We start from the raw sequence: 18255 nt of genomic DNA, 5'->3' as shown, positions 1-18255 counted from the left end.
ATCATCAGCACCATCTTCTACTACCTGTGCGGAGCCTTCAATGAAAGCCATTGCCTATTACGCCTCACTGCCCATCAGCGACGCCAAATCCCTGCAAGACATCGATCTGCCTGAGCCAGTAGCCGGCCCGCGTGATTTGCTGGTGGAGGTCAAAGCCATTTCGGTCAATCCGGTCGACACCAAGGTGCGGCAGAATGCGGCGCCTGAGGGCGGGGCCGCGAAAGTGCTGGGCTGGGACGTGGCCGGCGTGGTGAAGGCGGTTGGCAGCGAGGTAACGCTGTTCAAGGCTGGCGATAAGGTTTTCTACGCCGGCTCCATCGCCCGCGCGGGCGGCAACAGCGAACTGCACGTGGTCGATGAGCGGATCGTCGGCCATATGCCCAAGTCCCTCGGTTTCGCCGAAGCCGCGGCCCTGCCGCTGACCGCGATTACCGCATGGGAGCTGCTCTTCGAACGCCTGCAAGTCAGCGAAGGGCAAGTCGATAATGGCCAGAGCCTGCTGATCGTCGGTGCGGCGGGTGGCGTCGGTTCGATCCTCACCCAATTGGCCAAGCAACTGACCGGTCTCAAAGTGATCGGCACCGCCTCCCGTGCACAGACTCGCGACTGGGTCAGCGAACTGGGGGCGGATCTGGTCATCGACCACAGCCAACCGCTGAGTGAAGAACTCAAGCGCGCCGGCATCAACCACGTCACCCACGTCGCCAGCCTGACCCAGACCGATCAGCATCTGGATCAACTGGTCGAAGCCCTGGCGCCGCAAGGCAAACTGGCGCTGATCGACGACCCGAAGTCGCTGGACGTGACCAAACTCAAGCGCAAGAGCCTCTCGCTGCACTGGGAGTTCATGTACACCCGCTCGCTGTTCGAGACAGCCGACATGATCGAACAGCACAAACTGCTCAACCGCGTGGCCGAGTTGATTGATGCAGGCACATTGAAGACGACCGTCGGCGAGCACTTCGGCGCGATCAATGCGGCGAACTTGCGTCGCGCGCATGAGTTGCTGGAGAGCGGCAAGGCCAAGGGGAAAATTGTTTTAGAAGGTTTCTAAGGATCGGAAGATCGCAGCCTGAGGTAGCTCCTGCAAGGCCTGCGATCTTCTTTTGCCGTCAGTCAGATGCTTGACCGTTGTCACAATTGCGATCGTATTCAGGTCTACAATCGAAGCCTCTGCGATACATCTTTTACGCAAGGGAGGTCAGCAATGAAGATCCTGATAAAAGAAGTGGCAAAGTCTCAATGGCAGGTTCGACTCGACCAGCACGCCGTGACATTCCGCAGTGAGGCCGAAGCGCTGGCCTTCACTCGCACCCTCGAAGCGCGACTCTGCGCGCCCCACAAGATTCCCGATCAAGGCCAGCAACGCGCGGCCGGCTGAGGTTCAAGCCTCGGCTTGGGCCTGAGCCAGGGCTCGGGCATTTTGCAGACGTCGGGTGAGCATCGCGACGCTCACCACCAGAAAACCGCACATGCTGATGACGATGGCCATCGGCACGGCTGTGCCATCGTGCAATATCCCCACCAGTGCCGAAGCGCCGGCCGCGACACTGAATTGCATGCAACCGAGCAACGCCGACGCGCTGCCGGCGCGCGCGCCCTGTCCGTTCATCGCGCAGGCGGCCGCGTTGGGACTGATGCAGCCGAGGCTGGACACGCAGATGAACAATGGAATCAGCAACGGCCAAAGCGCATTGGTGTGCAAGGTGCTGACGGCCAGCAATGTCAGCCCGGCAGCCAGGTAAACCCAGACCGCACGCGACAGCAGAAACGCCGGGCCACGCTTGGCCAACAACCGCGCATTGACCTGCGCCACCAGAATGAACCCCGCCGCGTTCGTACCGAACAGCCAGCCGAAATGCTCGGCCGGGACGCCATACAGTTTGATGAAGATGAACGGTGAGCCGGCAATGTAAGCGAACATTCCGGCGATGGCGATGCCGCCGGTCAAGGCATGGCCGAGGTAAACCCGATCCTTCAGCAGCCGTCCATACTGGCGCAGTGCACCGGACAGCGGCTGGCGCGGCATGTCCGCGGGCATACTTTCCGGCAGACCGAGCGCCACGGCCAGACCTGCCAACGCGCTGAACCCGGTCAGCACCAAAAAGATCGACTGCCAACCCGTGGTGTTGACCAACAGCCCGCCGAGCATCGGCGCCAATATCGGCGCCAGGCCCATCACCAGCATCAACTGCGAGAAGACTTTCGCCGAACCCACGGCGTCGCATTTATCGCTGACCACCGCCCGGGCGATCACCATCCCCGCACAACCGCCCAACGCCTGCACGAAACGTGCGCCGATCAGCCATTCCAGGTTCGGTGCATAAGCGCAAGCCAGTGATGCCAGCGTGAACAGCGCCAGACCAATGAGCAACGGAACCCGTCGACCGAAGCGATCGGCCACCGGGCCGTAAGCCAGCTGGCCGATGGACAGACCGAGAAAATACGCTGCCAACGTCATCTGCACATGTTTATCGTCGGTGCCGAACGCGAGCGCCATCGACGGAAATGCAGGTAAATAGAAGTCGATCGCCAACGGACCGAAAGCGGTCAGGGCTCCGAGAATCAGAATGGTACGAAAGTTCATCAGGCATCCACGTTGGCAGGTCGGCAGCCCGACAGTCTAGCCGGGCATGGACGCCTTGAACATTCCGATAGCTGGCTAACAATTCAAAACCGAGGATCAGAAAATCAAGAGATCGCAGCCTTCGGCAGCTTCTACAGGGGATTTGCTTTGCTCTTGTAGGCGTTGCCGAAGGCTGCGATCTTTGGCTTTTTTCAGTTAAGAACAATCAGGCGAGTTTTACCGCGTAACCTTCTTCGCTGATGATCTCGATGACCTGCTCGGCACTCAATGTACTTTCGACGCCGACCTCTTTTGCGGCCAGGTCAACGCGCACACTGGCCGCCGGATCCTTTGCCTGGACGGCTTGAGTGACGGCTTTGACGCAGTGACCGCAGGACATGCCTTGAACATTGAACACTTGCATGGGATGACTCCTTCAGTGAGATTGCCGGCAGTTTCGAGCTTGCCACGATGGCAAGGTCAAGTTCTTGAATAAACTGCCGGGCTGGCAATCGGCGTCGCGCTCGGCCAAGCTGCATACATCAATGTTATGAATTCAGGAGATTCAGCCATGCGCTGGTCAGCTTTCAGCCTGTTGGGCTTTCTCGGCCTCTTTGCCGCCATCCCTTCGGTGCACGCCGCAGGTGAAGACTATGGCGTGCTGATCATTTCCCGCGAGCGTCTTGAAGTAGCGACCTCCTGCGAAATCGGCGTGTACATCCAGGATCAACTGTCGGCGCGGCTGTTCCAGGAACAAAGTGCCTCGTTCAACCTGCCGCCAGGCACCGTGTCGTTGCGCCTGAAATTGCTGCCGGGGCAAGTCGTCGGTTGCAGTCCGGGATTGCTGGCGCCGGGCTCGCAGGAAATCAAATTGCAGTCCGGTGAAATCCAGAAGTACCGAATCGCGATGACGCAGGAAGGTATGTACCTCAAGCGCGCCGACCTCGGTTACTAAGCAAACTCATGTGGGAGCGAGCCTGCTCGCGAAAGCGGTGTGTCATGCAGCACGATATTGACTGACATGACGCCTTCGCGAGCAGGCTCGCTCCCACATTTTGGTTTTGCGACCACATCAAGATTGGCGCTTGACCTTGCCCGCATGGCAAGGTTGATCCTGTAGGCAACTTCTACAGGGAGCGTGAACGATGTCCGAATCCATCACTTTCGATCTGCCGATTGCCGGCATGACCTGCGCCAGTTGCGCCGGGCGTGTCGAACGTGCCTTGAGTAAAGTCAGCGGCGCCAGTGCCGTCAGCGTCAACCTCGCCACCGAACAGGCCCGCGTGAAGGCGCCTGGGGACAGTCTGCCGGCGTTGATGGACGCCATTGAACGTGCCGGTTACAGCGTGCCGCAACAGACCCTCGAATTGAACATCGACGGCATGACCTGCGCGTCCTGCGTCGGTCGTGTCGAGCGCGCCCTGAACAAAGTCCCCGGGGTGAAAAGCGTCAGCGTCAATCTGGCCAACGAACGCGCTCACCTCCAATTGCTCGGTCAAATCGATCCGCAGGTCCTGCTCGACGCGGTGAGCAAGGCCGGTTACGACGCCAGCGTCTGGCAAGCCGAACACCCTCAAAGCGATAACCAGCAACAGCGTCTGCAACGTGAGCGCTGGGCACTGATCTGCGCCATCGCCCTGGCCTTGCCGCTGGTGTTGCCGATGTTGCTGCAACCGTTCGGCATCCATTGGATGCTCCCGGCCTGGGCGCAGTTTGCCCTCGCCACGCCCGTGCAATTCATCTTCGGCGCGCGGTTTTACGTGGCGGCGTGGAAAGCCTTGCGCGCCGGGGCCGGCAACATGGACTTGCTGGTCGCCCTCGGCACCAGCGCCGGTTACGGTTTGAGTCTCTACGAATGGGCCACCGCCGCCGGGCGCATGCCGCACCTGTATTTCGAAGCGTCGGCGGTGGTCATCGCACTGGTCCTGCTCGGCAAATATCTGGAAAGCCGCGCCAAACGCCAGACCGCCAGCGCCATCCGCGCCCTCGAAGCCTTGCGTCCGGAGCGGGCGATCCAAGTGATTGACGGCCGCGAACAGGATGTCGCCATTAGCGCGCTGCGCCTCGACGATCGGGTGTTGGTCAAACCCGGCGAGCGCTTCCCGGTCGACGGCGAAGTGCTGGAAGGCCAAAGCCACGCTGACGAAGCCTTGATCAGCGGCGAGAGCCTGCCGGTGCCGAAACAGCCCGGCGACAACGTTACCGGCGGCGCCATCAACGGTGAAGGCCGGCTGCTGGTGCGCACCACCGCCCTCGGCGCGGAAAGCGTGCTGGCGCGCATCATTCGCCTGGTAGAAGACGCCCAAGCGGCGAAAGCACCGATCCAGAAACTGGTGGATAAAGTCAGCCAGGTATTCGTCCCGACCGTGCTGGTATTGGCCTTGGCGACACTGGTCGGCTGGTGGCTGTACGGCGCGCCGCTGGAGACAGCGCTGATCAACGCCGTCGCGGTATTGGTGATCGCCTGCCCCTGCGCCCTCGGCCTCGCCACACCCACCGCGATCATGGCCGGTACCGGCGTGGCCGCGCGCCACGGCATTCTGATCAAGGACGCCGAAGCCCTGGAACGCGCCCATGAAGTCAGTAGCGTGGTGTTCGACAAAACCGGCACGCTGACCTCCGGCACGCCGCGCATCGCGCACTTCAGTGCCGTCGACGGTCATGAAGATAATCTGCTGCAACTGGCCGGCGCCCTGCAACGCGGCAGTGAACACCCGTTGGCCACAGCGGTGCTCGACGCCGCCGCTGAACGCAACTTGAGCGTGCCGGACGTCAGCGATAGCCAGTCGCTGACCGGTCGTGGCATCGCCGGCAATCTCGACGGTCGGCGTCTGGCATTGGGCAATCGGCGAATGCTCGAAGAAAGTGGCCTGAGCGCAGGTGACCTGGCTGAGTCAGCGAAGACCTGGGAAGCCGAGGGCCGTACGCTTTCGTGGCTGATCGAACAAAGCCCCGAGCCCGGTGTGCTTGGCTTGTTCGCGTTCGGTGACACCTTGAAGCCCGGTGCGCTGGAGGCGGTGCAACAACTGGCCGCACGGAATATCCACAGCCATTTGCTGACCGGCGATAACCGAGGCAGCGCGCGCGTGGTGGCTGAGGCTTTGGGCATCGACAACGTCCACGCCGAAGTTCTGCCTGCCGACAAAGCCGCCACCGTCACCGAACTGAAAAAAACCGGCGTCGTGGCGATGGTCGGCGATGGTATCAACGACGCCCCGGCACTCGCGGCGGCCGACATCGGCATTGCCATGGGCGGCGGCACCGACGTCGCCATGCACGCCGCGGGCATTACGCTGATGCGCGGTGATCCACGGCTGGTGCCGGCGGCACTGGAAATCAGCCGCAAGACTTACGCGAAGATTCGCCAGAACCTGTTCTGGGCCTTCGTCTACAACCTGATCGGCATTCCGCTGGCGGCGTTCGGCTTTCTTAACCCGGTGCTGGCCGGCGCGGCGATGGCACTGTCGAGCGTCAGCGTAGTGAGCAATGCGCTACTGTTGAAAACCTGGAAACCCAAGGATCTGGAGGAGCATCGATGAACATCGGCCAAGCGGCCAGGCAAAGTGGCCTGAGCGCGAAAATGATTCGCTATTACGAGTCGACCGGCCTGCTCAAAGCAGCCCATCGCACCGACAGCGGCTACCGGGTCTACGGCGCTGATGACTTGCACACACTGGCCTTCATCAAGCGTTCGCGAGACCTCGGTTTTTCACTGGAAGAAGTCGGCAAGCTACTGACGCTCTGGCAGGATCGTCAACGAGCCAGCGCCGATGTGAAGGCGCTGGCGCGTCAGCACATCGACGAGCTGAACCAGAAGATCCGCGAGCTCGGCCAGTTGCGCGACACGTTGCAGGACCTGGTCGAGCACTGTCAGGGCGATCATCGCCCCGACTGCCCGATCCTCAAGGAACTGGCGTCGGGCTGCTGCGCGCAATCCGCCCGCGCCTGAGCGCCAGACCCTTCACCGTCAGCAACGTGCCGAGTGGAATGCCGTGGAACAACATGACCACGGCACCCGGCGTCCACCATGCGTAAAACGGTGCGGCGATCAGCATGCCGACGCCGAACCCGGTCATCTGCAGTAACGTCAAAAAGCTGAAAATCGGCAGGCGCAAATGCTCGGGCTCGCGTTGCAGGCGCGACATCAGACCGACCTCGGAGAAGCCGTCACCCAGCCCCGCCGGCAACGAAAACAACAGCAGTCCATACAGGCTGTGCTGCTGGAACATCAGGATAAAACCGCAGGACATCAACGCCACCCCGAAGAAAAACCGACGCTCCAGATGAATGTTGTCCGAGTCTTTCAAACGGCTGGCGATCCGCGCGCCGAGCAGTTTGCCACTGGCCCACACCGCCAGCATCAGGCCCAGTGTTGTGCTCGCTGAATCCGGTGACAGCAGTTTGGAAATGATCGGGAATCCGACGTTATGCGCGGCGCTGCCCAAGGTGTCGGCCATCGTCACTGCGAGCATCGCCGCAATCACCGGAGCACTGCGCAAACCTTGCTTGAGTGCCGACCACTCGCCGCGCTCGGGCGCTGGATTGACAGTCGCAGGTGCGAAACGCAGCGGCACTATCATCAACGCCGCCAGCAAATAGGTCAGTGCGTTCAGGGCAAATACCGTTTCGAAACCAAACCCCGCCACCAGCAACCCTGAGACCAGGCTGCCACCTACCATGGCTGCGGAAGAAGCCGAGGTGATCCAGGCGTTGGTCCTCAATAACTGCGACGGCTCGATCAGCCGTGGTAACTGACTGTTGAGACCGATGGCAAACATCGAATTGCCCAAGCCCAGAGCGAAGGCAATCACCGGCAACAGCAATGCTTGCTGACTGACCGGCACGATCAGCAACAATCCGAGCACGCCGGCGCGCAACAGATCAAACGCGATCAGCGGCAGACGGCCGCTCCAGCGTCTATAAAAACGCGTGCCGATCAGACTGGCAAAAATCCCGCCCCCCACGCGGCTCGCAAGGAAAATCCCCACGCTCATGGCGCTGTTGCTGAGCAGATAGACGTAGGTAGCCAGCGCAACCATGTTGAGGAAGGCGCCGAAATCGGAGATCAGCCGGGCCGTGATGATCAGATGGGCGTTGCGGGTGGTGGTCACATTCAGTCCTTGAGTGTGGGTTGGAGCGGTGGACAGTAGACGCGAATTTGTCAGGATCTAGAAGCCCCTCACCCTAACCCTCTCCCGGAGGGAGAGGGGACTGACCGAGTTGTTTGGCAGGATACGCCGACGTGGGATATCGAGTTGAACTCAGGTTTTGAAAACTGTAGAGATCGGCTCCCTCTCCCTCCGGGAGAGGGCTGGGGTGAGGGCGATTCACACCCACAAAAAACCCGGCCGAAGCCGGGTTTCTGTTCAAGCAATCACTGCATCCACGGGGGAGGCGGTGGCTCGTCCGACTTGCCCTTCGGCTCGTCATCCGCCGCACGAATCGCTTGCTTGCGCTCCTCATCGAGTCGCGCCGCTTCGATCTCGCGCAGAATGCCGCCAACATCCGCCTGCTCTTCCGGATCGTCGAACTCACCGGTCAGCACGCTGGCCGGGTGCAAGGTGCCGGCTTCGTACAATGCCCACATTTCCTTGGCGTATTTGGTCTTCTTCAACTCCGGGGCAAAGCGACCGAAGTAAGAAGCCATGTTGCCAACGTCACGCTCGAGCATGCTGAACGCGTGGTTGTTGCCCGCCGCGTCCACTGCCTGCGGCAGATCGATGATCACCGGGCCGGTTGGCGTCAGCAGCACGTTGAACTCCGAGAGGTCACCGTGCACCAGACCGGTACACAACATCAGCACGATCTGCGAAATCAGGAACGCGTGATACTCGCGCGCCTGATCCGGCTCCAGCACCACGTCGTTCAGACGCGGCGCGGCATCGCCGTACTCGTCGGCCACCAGCTCCATCAACAGCACGCCTTCAAGGAAGTCGTACGGTTGCGGCACCCGAACGCCAGCGCCGGCCAGCCGGAACAGCGCGGCGACCTCAGCGTTCTGCCAGGCGTCTTCGGTTTCTTTCTTGCCGAACTTCGAGCCTTTGGCCATCGCTCGAGCCTGTCGGCTGTTGCGAACCTTGCGACCTTCCTGATACTCGGACGCCTGGCGGAAACTGCGTTTGTTCGCCTCCTTGTAGACCTTTGCGCAACGTAACTGATTGCCGCAGCGCACCACATAAACAGCTGCTTCTTTACCACTCATCAGTGGGCGCAGCACTTCGTCGACCAGACCGTCTTCGATCAGGGGTTCAATGCGTTTTGGAGTCTTCATCAGCTTTTATTGTGGGTCCTTTATTACCAAACACGCGAATGTCACTCGTTATACGGCAATCCTCGCGCTTCGGGGAGGGGTTGCCGACCTGTGAACCTCATGAATGCACACACTGTGCCGAAAAATCGACCGCAGCGAATCATAGCTGAGCCGGTGGTAAATGTTCGTAAACGGTGTTGAGGGCATTTGCGACAGAATCTGACATCGCGTGTTCAAGCCCTCTCCCGGAGGAAGAGGGCTTGGGTGAGGGGCTCTTCTAGCGCTCGATAATCGCAGTAACACCTTGCCCCCCCGCCGCGCAGATCGAAATCAATCCTCTTCCCTGCCCCGCCGCATCCAGCAACTTCGCCAGATTCGCGACAATCCGCCCGCCGGTTGCGGCAAACGGATGCCCCGCCGCCAGTGAGCTGCCTTTGACGTTGAGGCGACTGCGGTCGATAGAACCCAGCGGCGCATCGAGCCCCAGACGGGTTTTGCAGTACTCGGGATCTTCCCAGGCCTTGAGCGTACACAAAACCTGCGCGGCGAACGCCTCATGAATTTCGTAATAGTCGAAATCCTGCAAGCTCAGGCCGTTGCGCGCCAGCAACCGGGGTACCGCGTACACCGGCGCCATCAGCAGGCCTTCGGCGCCGTTGACGAAGTCCACCGCCGCCGCTTCGCCATCGCGCAGGTAGGCCAGGATCGGCAAGCCACGCTCCTTCGCCCATTCCTCACTGCCAAGCAGCACCACCGACGCACCGTCCGTGAGGGGTGTGGAATTACCCGCCGTCAGCGTGCCTTTGGCGCTTTTTTCGAACGCCGGTTTCAGCGCGGCGAGTTTTTCCAGGGTCAAATCCGGGCGAAGGTTGTTGTCACGGGTCAGGCCGAGGAACGGCGTCATCAGATCGTTGTGCCAGCCTTCGCCATAAGACGCGGCCAGTTTGTGATGACTTTCGAGGGCCAATTGATCTTGATCTTCGCGAGCAATATTCCAGGTCTGCGCCATCAACTCGCAGTGTTGGCCCATCGACAGGCCCGTGCGCGCTTCGCCGTTGCGCGGAAACTCCGGGATCAGGTGTTGCGGGCGCAGTTGCAGAAACGTTTTCAGTTTTTCGCCGGTGGTCTTCGCGCGGTTGGCTTGCAGGAGGATTTTGCGCAGGCCTTCGCTGACGCTGATCGGCGCGTCGGAAGTGGTGTCGACACCGCCGGCAATGCCGCAATCGATCTGGCCGATGGCGATTTTATTGGCCACCAGCAACGCCGCTTCGAGCCCCGTGCCGCAGGCTTGCTGGATGTCATAGGCCGGGGTGGCTGGTGACAAGCGTGAGCCGAGCACGCATTCGCGGGTCAGATTCATATCCCGTGACAATTTAAGCACCGCGCCCGCCACCACTTCGCCAATGCGCTGGCCATGCAGGTTGTAGCGTTCGATCAGGCCTTCAAGGGCTGCGGTGAGCATCGCCTGATTACTGGCCGCGGCGTAAGGGCCATTGGAACGGGCGAAGGGAATACGGTTACCGCCGATGATCGCGACGCGGCGCAGCTGACTCATGAAAAGCTCCTGTCTGGATTTCCAGATTCACATAGCTTTCTGTAGGAGCTGGCATGCCAGCTTCTACAGAGGCGTTGGTCTACTCTGCTGTTCTAGCGTAGGCCTTATTGCGTGGATCGAACGATTGATTGCCTTGGGCAGTCCACACTTTGAACCCCAACTTCTGGAGAGCGTTCCATGTCTGACCGGTATATCGACTTCGCCAACTCGTCCATCGGCCATCGCCTGGTCGGGGCTTTGGGCCTGCCGTCGCCGGTGCGACTGGAACGCTGGCAGGCCGGGCGCCTGCGGCCGGTGGACGGTGCGCTGCTGATCGGGGGTGGCCCGCTGACGGAACGCATCAGTGCTTTCGCCAACCGTCTGACCGAGGGGATTTACCGCTACGGCGAGCAACCGGCGAAGGCCACTGAGTGGATTCCGGGCCTTGGCCCAAAACTCAAAGCCGTGGTGTTCGACGCCAGTGACTTGCAGCACACCGACCAGCTCAAACAGCTGCGCGAGTTCTTTCAGCCCCTGATGAAAAACCTCGAGCACAGCGCCCATCTGGTCATTCTTGGCCGGGCGCCGGAAGGCTTGCGCGATCCGTTCGTGGCCAGCGCCCAACGTGCACTGGAAGGTTTCTCCCGTTCGCTGGCCAAGGAATTGCGCAGCGGCGGCACGCTGCAACTGATCTATGTCGGCGAAGGCGCCGAGGATCAACTGGAAGGGCCGCTGCGGTTTTTTCTTTCGCCCAAAAGCGCCTTTGTCTCCGGACAAGTGATTCGCCTGACCGCGTGCGAAAAACAGGTGACCGACTGGACGCGGCCACTCGCCGGACGCAAGGCGTTGGTCACCGGTGCGGCGCGCGGGATTGGCGCATCGATTGCCGAGACCCTCGCGCGCGATGGCGCTGACGTCATCCTGCTCGACGTGCCACCGGCCAAGTCCGATCTGGAAGCCCTCGCCGCACGCCTGGGTGCTCGCAGCATCACCCTCGATATCTGCGCCGAAGACGCCGCCGCGCAGTTGATCGAACAGTTGCCGGACGGCCTCGACATTCTGGTGCACAACGCCGGGATCACCCGCGACAAGACCCTGGCCAACATGACCCCGGAATTCTGGGACGCGGTGCTGGCGGTCAACCTCAACGCCCCGCAAGTACTGACCAAGGCCCTGCTCGACAGCGGCACCCTGCATGACGATGCGCGGGTGGTCCTGCTGGCCTCGATCAGCGGCATCGCCGGCAATCGCGGGCAAACCAACTATGCCGCGAGCAAGGCCGGTTTGATCGGCCTCGCGCAGGCCTGGGCTCCGACGTTGCAGGAGCGCGGCATCAGCATCAACGCCGTGGCCCCGGGTTTTATCGAAACCCAGATGACCGCACACATCCCGTTTGGCCTGCGTGAAGCCGGCCGACGCATGAGTTCGCTGGGCCAGGGCGGCTTGCCGCAGGACGTCGCCGAAGCCGTGGCGTGGCTGGCGCAACCGGGCACCGGCGCGTTCACCGGGCAGGCGCTGCGCGTCTGTGGGCAAAGTGTTCTGGGGGCATAGGCATGAGCATCGAATGGCACACGCTGGACCGCGAACCGAGTCTCCCCGGGCTGTACGCGCGGGCCGCGACACGACGCAAAATCACCGGCACGCAACTGCCCGACAGTGGTTTGCGCTGCTGGGTCGATGTCGACGGCAAACGGCTGGCGGACTATCGCAAGGTCTGCGGTTTTAACGACGATGGTCTGCTGCCGCCGACTTATCCACACATCCTCGCGTTTGCCTTGCAGATGCAATTGCTGACGGCCAAGGACTTTCCGTTTCCCCTGCTGGGGTTGATTCATTTGAGCAACCGCATTCGCGTGCTGCGGCCAATGGGCGGGATCAGTCGGGCGCAAGTCAGCGTGCGCGTGCACAACCTGCAACCGCATCCCAAAGGGGCGACGTTCGATCTGTTGACCACCCTGGACGATCAGCTCGGACCGCTGTGGGAAGCCGAAAGCCAGATGCTCTGTCGCGGTGTGAAACTCGACGGTGAGGCCGTCGAGCAGCACTGGGAACCGTCGCAAGCGCTGACTGAAGTGACGCACTGGAAGGCACCGGCAGACATCGGCCGGCAATACGCCAAGGTGTCCGGTGACTACAACCCGATTCACTTGAGTGCGGCCAGCGCCAAGCTGTTCGGTTTCCCCACGGCCATTGCCCATGGTTTGTGGAACAAGGCACGCACACTCGCGGCATTGGCGGATCATTTGCCCAAGGCCAATTTGGAAGTCACCGTGCACTTTCGCAAACCGGTGCGGTTGCCGAGTGAGGTGACATTGCTCGCGAGCGAGGCAGGGTCCAGCGGCCAATTGCGACTGGTGGGCGCGGGGGACCTTGAGCACATGGTGGGTAGTTGGCAGCCGATTGCCTGAATGCCATTGCGATCGCGTCGGGGGGCAAGCCTGTAAATTGTGTATATATCACTTAAGTTTTTCCGCGCTCTGCCCCCCACTCCGACAAACACCCAGCCTTGATTTTCAAGGCTTTTTTTTGTGCGTTTATATCGTGGGTATTAGTCCTTAGGCGCTGAACAGCACCTTATATATAAAGGCGTTAATACCAACTTGAGAATGGTGCGAACCCTGCCCCCGGACTGAGATTGACACAACGGACGAGGCATCACCGACAGCAGATCGGCGAGCCATCGAAGACAACGAACGTTGTGACTGGTGCAAGGAATACGATCATGAAAACTCAAAACGTGTGGTGCAAATCGGCAATCGCTCTGGCATTGATGCTTTCCCTCGGCCTCACCGGTTGCAGCAGCGGCGGTGGCGGTCACAAGAGCACTCCCGGCAGCTCTTCGTCGGGCAGCACCGCTGGCACCGATGGGACTGGTGGAACGGGTGGAACAGGTGACACCGCCGGAACGGGTGGCACTGGCGGCACTGGCGATACCGGAGGCACAGGCGGCACTGGCGGCACTGGCAATACCGGAGGCACAGCCGGCACAGGCGGCACTGGCAATACCGGAGGCACAGGCGGCACAGGCGGCACAGGAGGCACTGGCAATACCGGAGGCACAGGCGGCACTGGCGGCACTGGCAATACCGGAGGCACAGGTGGCACTGGCGGACCCGGTGATACCGCCGGCACGGGTGGGACCGGGGGCACGGGTGGCACCGGCGGCACTAATCCTACCAATCCGACAAATCCGACAAACCCGACAGATCCAACCAATCCAACGAACCCGACAGATCCAACCAACCCGACTAATCCCCCACCAGCGCTGGTGACCACCACCCTCGTGCAGGATGTCGGTAAAACAGTCAGCGGCGTCGGCGATGGTGTCGGCCAGATTGGCGACTCTCTGAGCGGCGTGCCAGTCGTCGGCGGCGTAGTGCAGAGCGCGGCCAACACCGCTGGCAACGTCGTCACCACACTGGGTGATGGCGTAACCAATGGCATCGGTAAACTGGCGACTGATCCAAAAGGCCTGACCACCACCGTCTCTTCAGTCGGCGGCGTTGTGCAGGATGTCGGTGACGGCGTCTCCGATCTGAGCGGCAAACTGGCGACCGCAACCAATCGTGTCCCGGTGGTCGGCGGCGTGGTCACCAAAGTGGCTCCGTTGCTCGATGGCGTCGGCGAGAAAGTCACGATGCTCGGCGACACATTGAACACAACACTCAGTACCGGCCCAACCAGCCAACTGACCAACTCCGTCGGCGGCAAACTGGTGCCGGTGATCGCCATGGTTGAAAGTACTACGGACAAAATCGGAAGCGCCACCGGCCTTGGCACTCCGCTCAAAGGTGTGATCTCGCAAGTCGGCGGCGCGGTGAATGGCTTGGGCGGCAAAGTCACCGACGCCGGTCATGGCAATGCCTTGACCAACACCCTCGGCGGTGCGCTGAGCAATACCGGCACAGCCGTGGGCAAGGCCGGTGGCCTGGTGTCCAACGGCACCGGCTCGGGTACCGGTGGTATCGGCGGTGTCGGGGGTATCGGCGGTGCTGTGGGTGGGGCGGTCAGTGGTGTCGGCGGCGCTGTCGCGGGTATCGGTGGGGCTGTCGGTGGCATAGGTGGTGCCGGCAGTGCCGTAGGCGGCGCTGTCTCGGGTATCGGTGGGGCTGTCAGTGGCATAGGCGGTGCCGGCAGTGCCGTAGGCGGCGCTGTCGCGGGTATCGGTGGGGCTGTCAGTGGCATAGGCGGTGCCGGCAGTGCCGTAGGCGGCGCTGTCAGTGGTGTCGGCGGCGCGGTCGTGGCTGTCGGTGGCGCTATCAGTGGCGGCAGTGTCGGTGGCGGTGGTGTCGGTGGGGTCGGCGGCGCTCTGGCCGGCACTGGCCTGCTGCAAACCGTCGGCGGCGCAGTGGCCAACGTCGGCGCAGGCTTGAATGCCGGCAGCACCAACGGCGTGGTCAGTGCAGGTGGTGTCGCGGCGGGTGGTTTGGGTAATACCATCGCTTCGCTCAACACTGCACTTGGCGGATCGGGCACACCGATCACCGCTCCGACTTCAGCACTGGCTACCGTCGGCGCCACCGTGGGTGCTGGTCTGAACCCGGTTACCAGCGCTGTCACCAGCCTGACCCAAAATGTCGGCGCCACCACCGGTATCTCCGCACCTGTGGCCGGTCTCACCACCCAGGTCGGCGGCGCAGTCAGCAACATCGGCAACACGATCGCTGCCACCAACAACCCGGTCACTACAGCCGTCGGAGGTCTGGTCAACAACGTGGGGGCTACCGTCGGCGCCGTCGGTGGGCTGGTCAGTGGCGGTGCCGGTGCAGGCACCACCGGCGGCGGCACCACAAGTGGTGGGCTGGGCGGTGTGCTCGGTGGTCTGACCGGCACTTTGGGAGGCAATAAACGCTAAATTGCACCTGGCCGATTCGACGGCCTTACCTACAGCGCCTACGCTTGGTTGAGGGCGGAAGATTCCCACGAGTCTTCCGCTTTTTTCTTAGGAAAAACCAGCCCCTTGCTGTGTTCTGACCATGGAGTGTCCTATGCGCGTTATGGCATCCCTGCTGTGCCTCAGTCTCAGTTCCGCCGCCCTCGCCGACACCCTGCCCAGCTTTCTCAATAGCAACGAAACCATCCGCAACCTGCCCGTGCCCAACCTGCCGGCCGACGCTTATCGCCCGAGCGCCAAGCCGCTGGAAGTGCCTGACCCCGGCGCTGCCGCGCAACCGTTGCAAATGGAGACCAGGATCAATCTGAGGACCGTGCAGATCGAAGGCGGGACGATTTATCCGCTCAACGAACTGGCCGAAGTCTACAAGCCGTTGATCGGCCGCCAGACCCGCCTGGCCGACCTGATCGAAGCCACGCGCAACATCACCCGACGCTATCAACAGGACGGCTATCTGTTGTCCTACGCCTTCCTGCCGCAACAGAATTTCGACGACGGCGTGGCGCGAGTGGTGCTGGTCGAAGGCTACGTTCGCGATGTGCAGATGCAGGGCGATGTCGGTCGGGTCAAAGGCCTGCTCGACAAACTGGCGGCGAAAATCCAGGCCGAACGGCCGCTGACCCGCAAGACCTTCGAGCGCTACACCACGCTGATGACGCGCATCCCCGGCGTGACGATTCAGGCCCAGGTGCCGCCGCCCGGCACCACTGACGGCGCTACGACGCTGATCGCCGAGGCCAGCCGCAAACCGTTCACCAGTACGCTGAGCGCCACCGAAAACAACCGTAACGGCACGCAAGCGTTGCTCGGTGTCAGCAGCAATTCGCAGACGTCCATGGGCGAGCAACTGACCCTCAGCGGCCTGTTCCCGCCGGGGGATGACCACGAACGTTACTATCGCCTCGACTACAGCCAGTTCCTCGATGCTGAAGGCACACAACTGAATCTGTCGGCCTCGCGTTATCGCGCTGACCCCGGCACCGAGGTGCTGGTCAACAATGGCGGCCGCCTCGATACCCACCGCGAAAACGACCGTTACTCGATCGGCTTCAGCGTGCCGTTGATTGCCTCCGCCAACGAACTGCTGACTGCCGGCTCGCGCCTGTACGCGGTCGACGACAAGACCCGCTACGACGGCATCAACTTTCCGTTCAGCACGGAGTTTCGCACCGACATCCGCGCCCTCGCCTTCGAAGGCGACTGGCGCAAGGCCGATGCCCGCCAATTGCGCATCCTCAGCGCTGGCGTCTATCAGGGTTTCGACAGCCTGGGCGCGCATACCAACTTCGACGACATCGACCTGGACTTCTTCCGCGCGCGACTCTCCGGCGTGCAGAGCGACAAGTTCTTCGACAACTGGCAAGGCGTGCTATCGGCGGCGTTGTACTGGAGCGACGACACCCTGCCCGACAGCGAGCGCGCGGTGTTCGGCGGACAGAATTTCGGTCGCGGTTATCCCGATGACCAGGCGTCCGGCGACAAGGGTTGGGGGGTCGCTTACGAGGTCAACTACAGCTTCAACCGTGAAGGCAACTGGGTGCGCATCCTGCAACCGTACGTAGTACTCGATCGCTCACGCAGTTGGTTCAATGACCTGCCGGTGCAGGCCAACAACCTGTCATCGGCAGCGATCGGGTTAAGGTTTGGTGACGCCAAGTACTACAACATCGCGTTGGAGGCGGCGAAGGCGATGTCCGATGAGGCACTGGACACCTTCAATCGCAAACCGCGGTACAGCATCAGCTTCAGTTATCAGTTGTAGGGGGCAGCCCCATTTGCGGGGCTGACAGACCGCCATCGCTGGCAAGCCAGCTCCCACAGGTCATGCGCCAGTCTCATATCAGCGCCGATCCTGCTGGAGTTGGCCTGCCAGCGATGAACGATGACGCGGTTTTCGCTCGAGATCAGGTTTGCGGATCGACCCGATCCAGCGCCCGGTTCACCGCCAGTTCGGCGAGCATGATGATCTGCTGGATGCCCAGCACCGTGCTGCGCTGCAAGCCGCTCAGTTCATTGGCGAAGTTGCTGGCCGCCGCGCTGGCACTGGCCAGCGATTCGCAGGCGTGGGCGAGCAGGCTTTCGGTATCGACGCTCGGGTTGACGAGGAGCATCGTGCTCGGCTGGCGCGGTTTGACGGGATCGGGGCAGAGGTTGAAATCCAGCGCACGCTTTATGGCTTCGCGGTTTTTCGTCTGCTCATCGACGCGAATGGCGTCGGCAAGTGGGGTGGGGGTTTCGAGGGGGGGATCGGGAATCAGCTTGTCCATTAAAACAATTCTCCACTGTCTCAGTGCCACCCTTTGCCATTCTCACGGGGCAAGAAGGTGGCAGCTATGTGCGGGGTGAGAATACCGGTTATGGACACCCGGCCAGACCGAAGTCTGCCCGCACACAGCCGCCATGACGCATACAGACAGCGGATAAGCTGGCGGCGATTATGCGTGCACAGATACTGAATGACCATAAGTTGCCGGGTTCTCACACCCGATCGCTGAGACGTCAGCGACACCCCAAGACTAGTGAGCGCACGTCCGACGGACAACCTGAAAACCTTGTGGGAGGGTTCCGAAAATCCCACACATGTTTAAACAACTGACAATGACGAGTTGGCTGAACTGGCCTCATCGCGGGCAAGCCCGCTCCCACAGGGTCATATGCCATTTCAAGACAGATGCAGAACCTGTGGGAGCTGGCTTGCCAGCGATGAACGATAACGCGGTGAACCTGCCGACCCGATCAGCCCCCCGATCCGCTGTCGACCTCCCCGCCCTCGTCCTGATCGAAATACTGCGGAATCTCATGCAGGTAGCTTTTCAGCCAGCGCTGCATGGCCAGTTCACGCTCGGTCGGCGTCTGGGTTTGCACCGTCGGCGAGGCAACCTTGTTGCGGCTTTGCAGCAGTAGCCAGCCTTCGGTTTCCTGTTGCTGGGCCGAGGCCGGACCGGCATCGATGGCGTGGCTGGTCAGCGGCAGTGCCAGCAGGCCAACAAACAAAATGGCAGCTTTCATCG

At 61.6% G+C, this 18255-nt stretch carries 16 protein-coding genes; 9 read left to right on the top strand and 7 right to left on the bottom strand.

Features of this window, described 5'->3' with window-relative positions; genetic code table 11:
* Positions 1-40 precede the first annotated feature (40 nt).
* Both H8B20_RS19390 and H8B20_RS19385 read left to right on the top strand, forming a co-directional pair.
* Complete coding sequence (locus tag H8B20_RS19390; protein WP_210624226.1) at positions 41-1054, top strand: zinc-binding alcohol dehydrogenase family protein; 1014 nt, start codon at positions 41-43, stop codon at positions 1052-1054.
* Between the two features lie 153 nt (positions 1055-1207).
* Entirely contained in the window at positions 1208-1381 is a 174-nt protein-coding gene (locus tag H8B20_RS19385) for a hypothetical protein (protein WP_164488104.1), read from the top strand.
* Positions 1382-1384: 3 nt separating this feature from the next.
* On the opposite strand, the gene H8B20_RS19380 is transcribed toward H8B20_RS19385, so the two are convergent.
* Positions 1385-2587, bottom strand: a complete 1203-nt coding sequence (locus H8B20_RS19380; protein ID WP_210624225.1) for a multidrug effflux MFS transporter — start codon at positions 2585-2587, stop codon at positions 1385-1387.
* Between the two features lie 205 nt (positions 2588-2792).
* On the bottom strand, positions 2793-2990 hold the full coding sequence (locus tag H8B20_RS19375; protein ID WP_042557513.1) for a cation transporter: 198 nt from the start codon (positions 2988-2990) through the stop codon (positions 2793-2795).
* Positions 2991-3137: 147 nt separating this feature from the next.
* Between H8B20_RS19375 and H8B20_RS19370 the strand changes: the two genes are divergently transcribed.
* The 3 genes from H8B20_RS19370 (at position 3138) to cueR (ending at position 6515) form a co-directional block, all read left to right on the top strand.
* On the top strand, positions 3138-3521 hold the full coding sequence (locus tag H8B20_RS19370; RefSeq protein ID WP_042557512.1) for a hypothetical protein: 384 nt from the start codon (positions 3138-3140) through the stop codon (positions 3519-3521).
* 190 nt (positions 3522-3711) lie between these two features.
* Positions 3712-6105: a heavy metal translocating P-type ATPase gene (locus H8B20_RS19365; RefSeq protein ID WP_210624224.1), complete on the top strand. Its 2394-nt coding sequence runs from the start codon at positions 3712-3714 to the stop codon at positions 6103-6105.
* Complete coding sequence (gene cueR / locus H8B20_RS19360) at positions 6102-6515, top strand: Cu(I)-responsive transcriptional regulator (RefSeq protein WP_042557510.1); 414 nt, start codon at positions 6102-6104, stop codon at positions 6513-6515. The genes H8B20_RS19365 and cueR overlap by 4 nt, the downstream gene beginning before the upstream one ends.
* Here the strand turns inward: cueR and H8B20_RS19355 are convergent.
* The 3 genes from H8B20_RS19355 to H8B20_RS19345 form a co-directional block, all read right to left on the bottom strand.
* Positions 6469-7677 (bottom strand): MFS transporter, encoded by a 1209-nt coding sequence (locus H8B20_RS19355; RefSeq protein WP_210624223.1) that lies wholly within the window; start codon positions 7675-7677, stop codon positions 6469-6471. The two genes, cueR and H8B20_RS19355, sit on opposite strands and share 47 nt — an antisense overlap.
* 263 nt (positions 7678-7940) lie before the next feature.
* A complete protein-coding gene (locus H8B20_RS19350; protein WP_042557508.1) occupies positions 7941-8837 on the bottom strand; it encodes a PA4780 family RIO1-like protein kinase in 897 nt (298 codons plus the stop codon).
* A gap of 256 nt (positions 8838-9093) precedes the next feature.
* Positions 9094-10371: an acetyl-CoA C-acetyltransferase gene (locus tag H8B20_RS19345; protein WP_047299623.1), complete on the bottom strand. Its 1278-nt coding sequence runs from the start codon at positions 10369-10371 to the stop codon at positions 9094-9096.
* Between the two features lie 177 nt (positions 10372-10548).
* Here H8B20_RS19345 and H8B20_RS19340 point away from each other — a divergent pair, with 177 nt between their 5' ends.
* The 4 genes from H8B20_RS19340 to H8B20_RS19325 all read left to right on the top strand — a co-directional run bounded on the left by H8B20_RS19340 (position 10549) and on the right by H8B20_RS19325 (position 17006).
* Entirely contained in the window at positions 10549-11901 is a 1353-nt protein-coding gene (locus H8B20_RS19340) for a 3-oxoacyl-ACP reductase (protein WP_210624222.1), read from the top strand.
* A gap of 2 nt (positions 11902-11903) precedes the next feature.
* Positions 11904-12758 carry a MaoC family dehydratase gene (locus H8B20_RS19335; protein ID WP_210624221.1) on the top strand — a complete coding sequence of 285 codons (855 nt, stop codon included), beginning with the start codon at positions 11904-11906 and terminating at the stop codon, positions 12756-12758.
* Between the two features lie 314 nt (positions 12759-13072).
* Positions 13073-15205 (top strand): collagen-like triple helix repeat-containing protein, encoded by a 2133-nt coding sequence (locus H8B20_RS19330; RefSeq protein ID WP_210624220.1) that lies wholly within the window; start codon positions 13073-13075, stop codon positions 15203-15205.
* A gap of 133 nt (positions 15206-15338) precedes the next feature.
* Entirely contained in the window at positions 15339-17006 is a 1668-nt protein-coding gene (locus tag H8B20_RS19325) for a ShlB/FhaC/HecB family hemolysin secretion/activation protein (RefSeq protein ID WP_210624219.1), read from the top strand.
* 142 nt (positions 17007-17148) lie between these two features.
* Here H8B20_RS19325 and H8B20_RS19320 read toward each other — a convergent pair whose 3' ends face one another.
* Complete coding sequence (locus H8B20_RS19320; protein ID WP_210624218.1) at positions 17149-17511, bottom strand: DUF6124 family protein; 363 nt, start codon at positions 17509-17511, stop codon at positions 17149-17151.
* A gap of 469 nt (positions 17512-17980) precedes the next feature.
* Positions 17981-18253 (bottom strand): DUF3613 domain-containing protein, encoded by a 273-nt coding sequence (locus H8B20_RS19315; protein ID WP_042557502.1) that lies wholly within the window; start codon positions 18251-18253, stop codon positions 17981-17983.
* Positions 18254-18255 lie beyond the last annotated feature (2 nt).

The organism is Pseudomonas sp. P42, from assembly GCF_017973755.1.
GTDB lineage: Bacteria > Pseudomonadota > Gammaproteobacteria > Pseudomonadales > Pseudomonadaceae > Aquipseudomonas > Aquipseudomonas iridis.
This window is presented reverse-complemented; position numbering and strand designations above follow the sequence as displayed.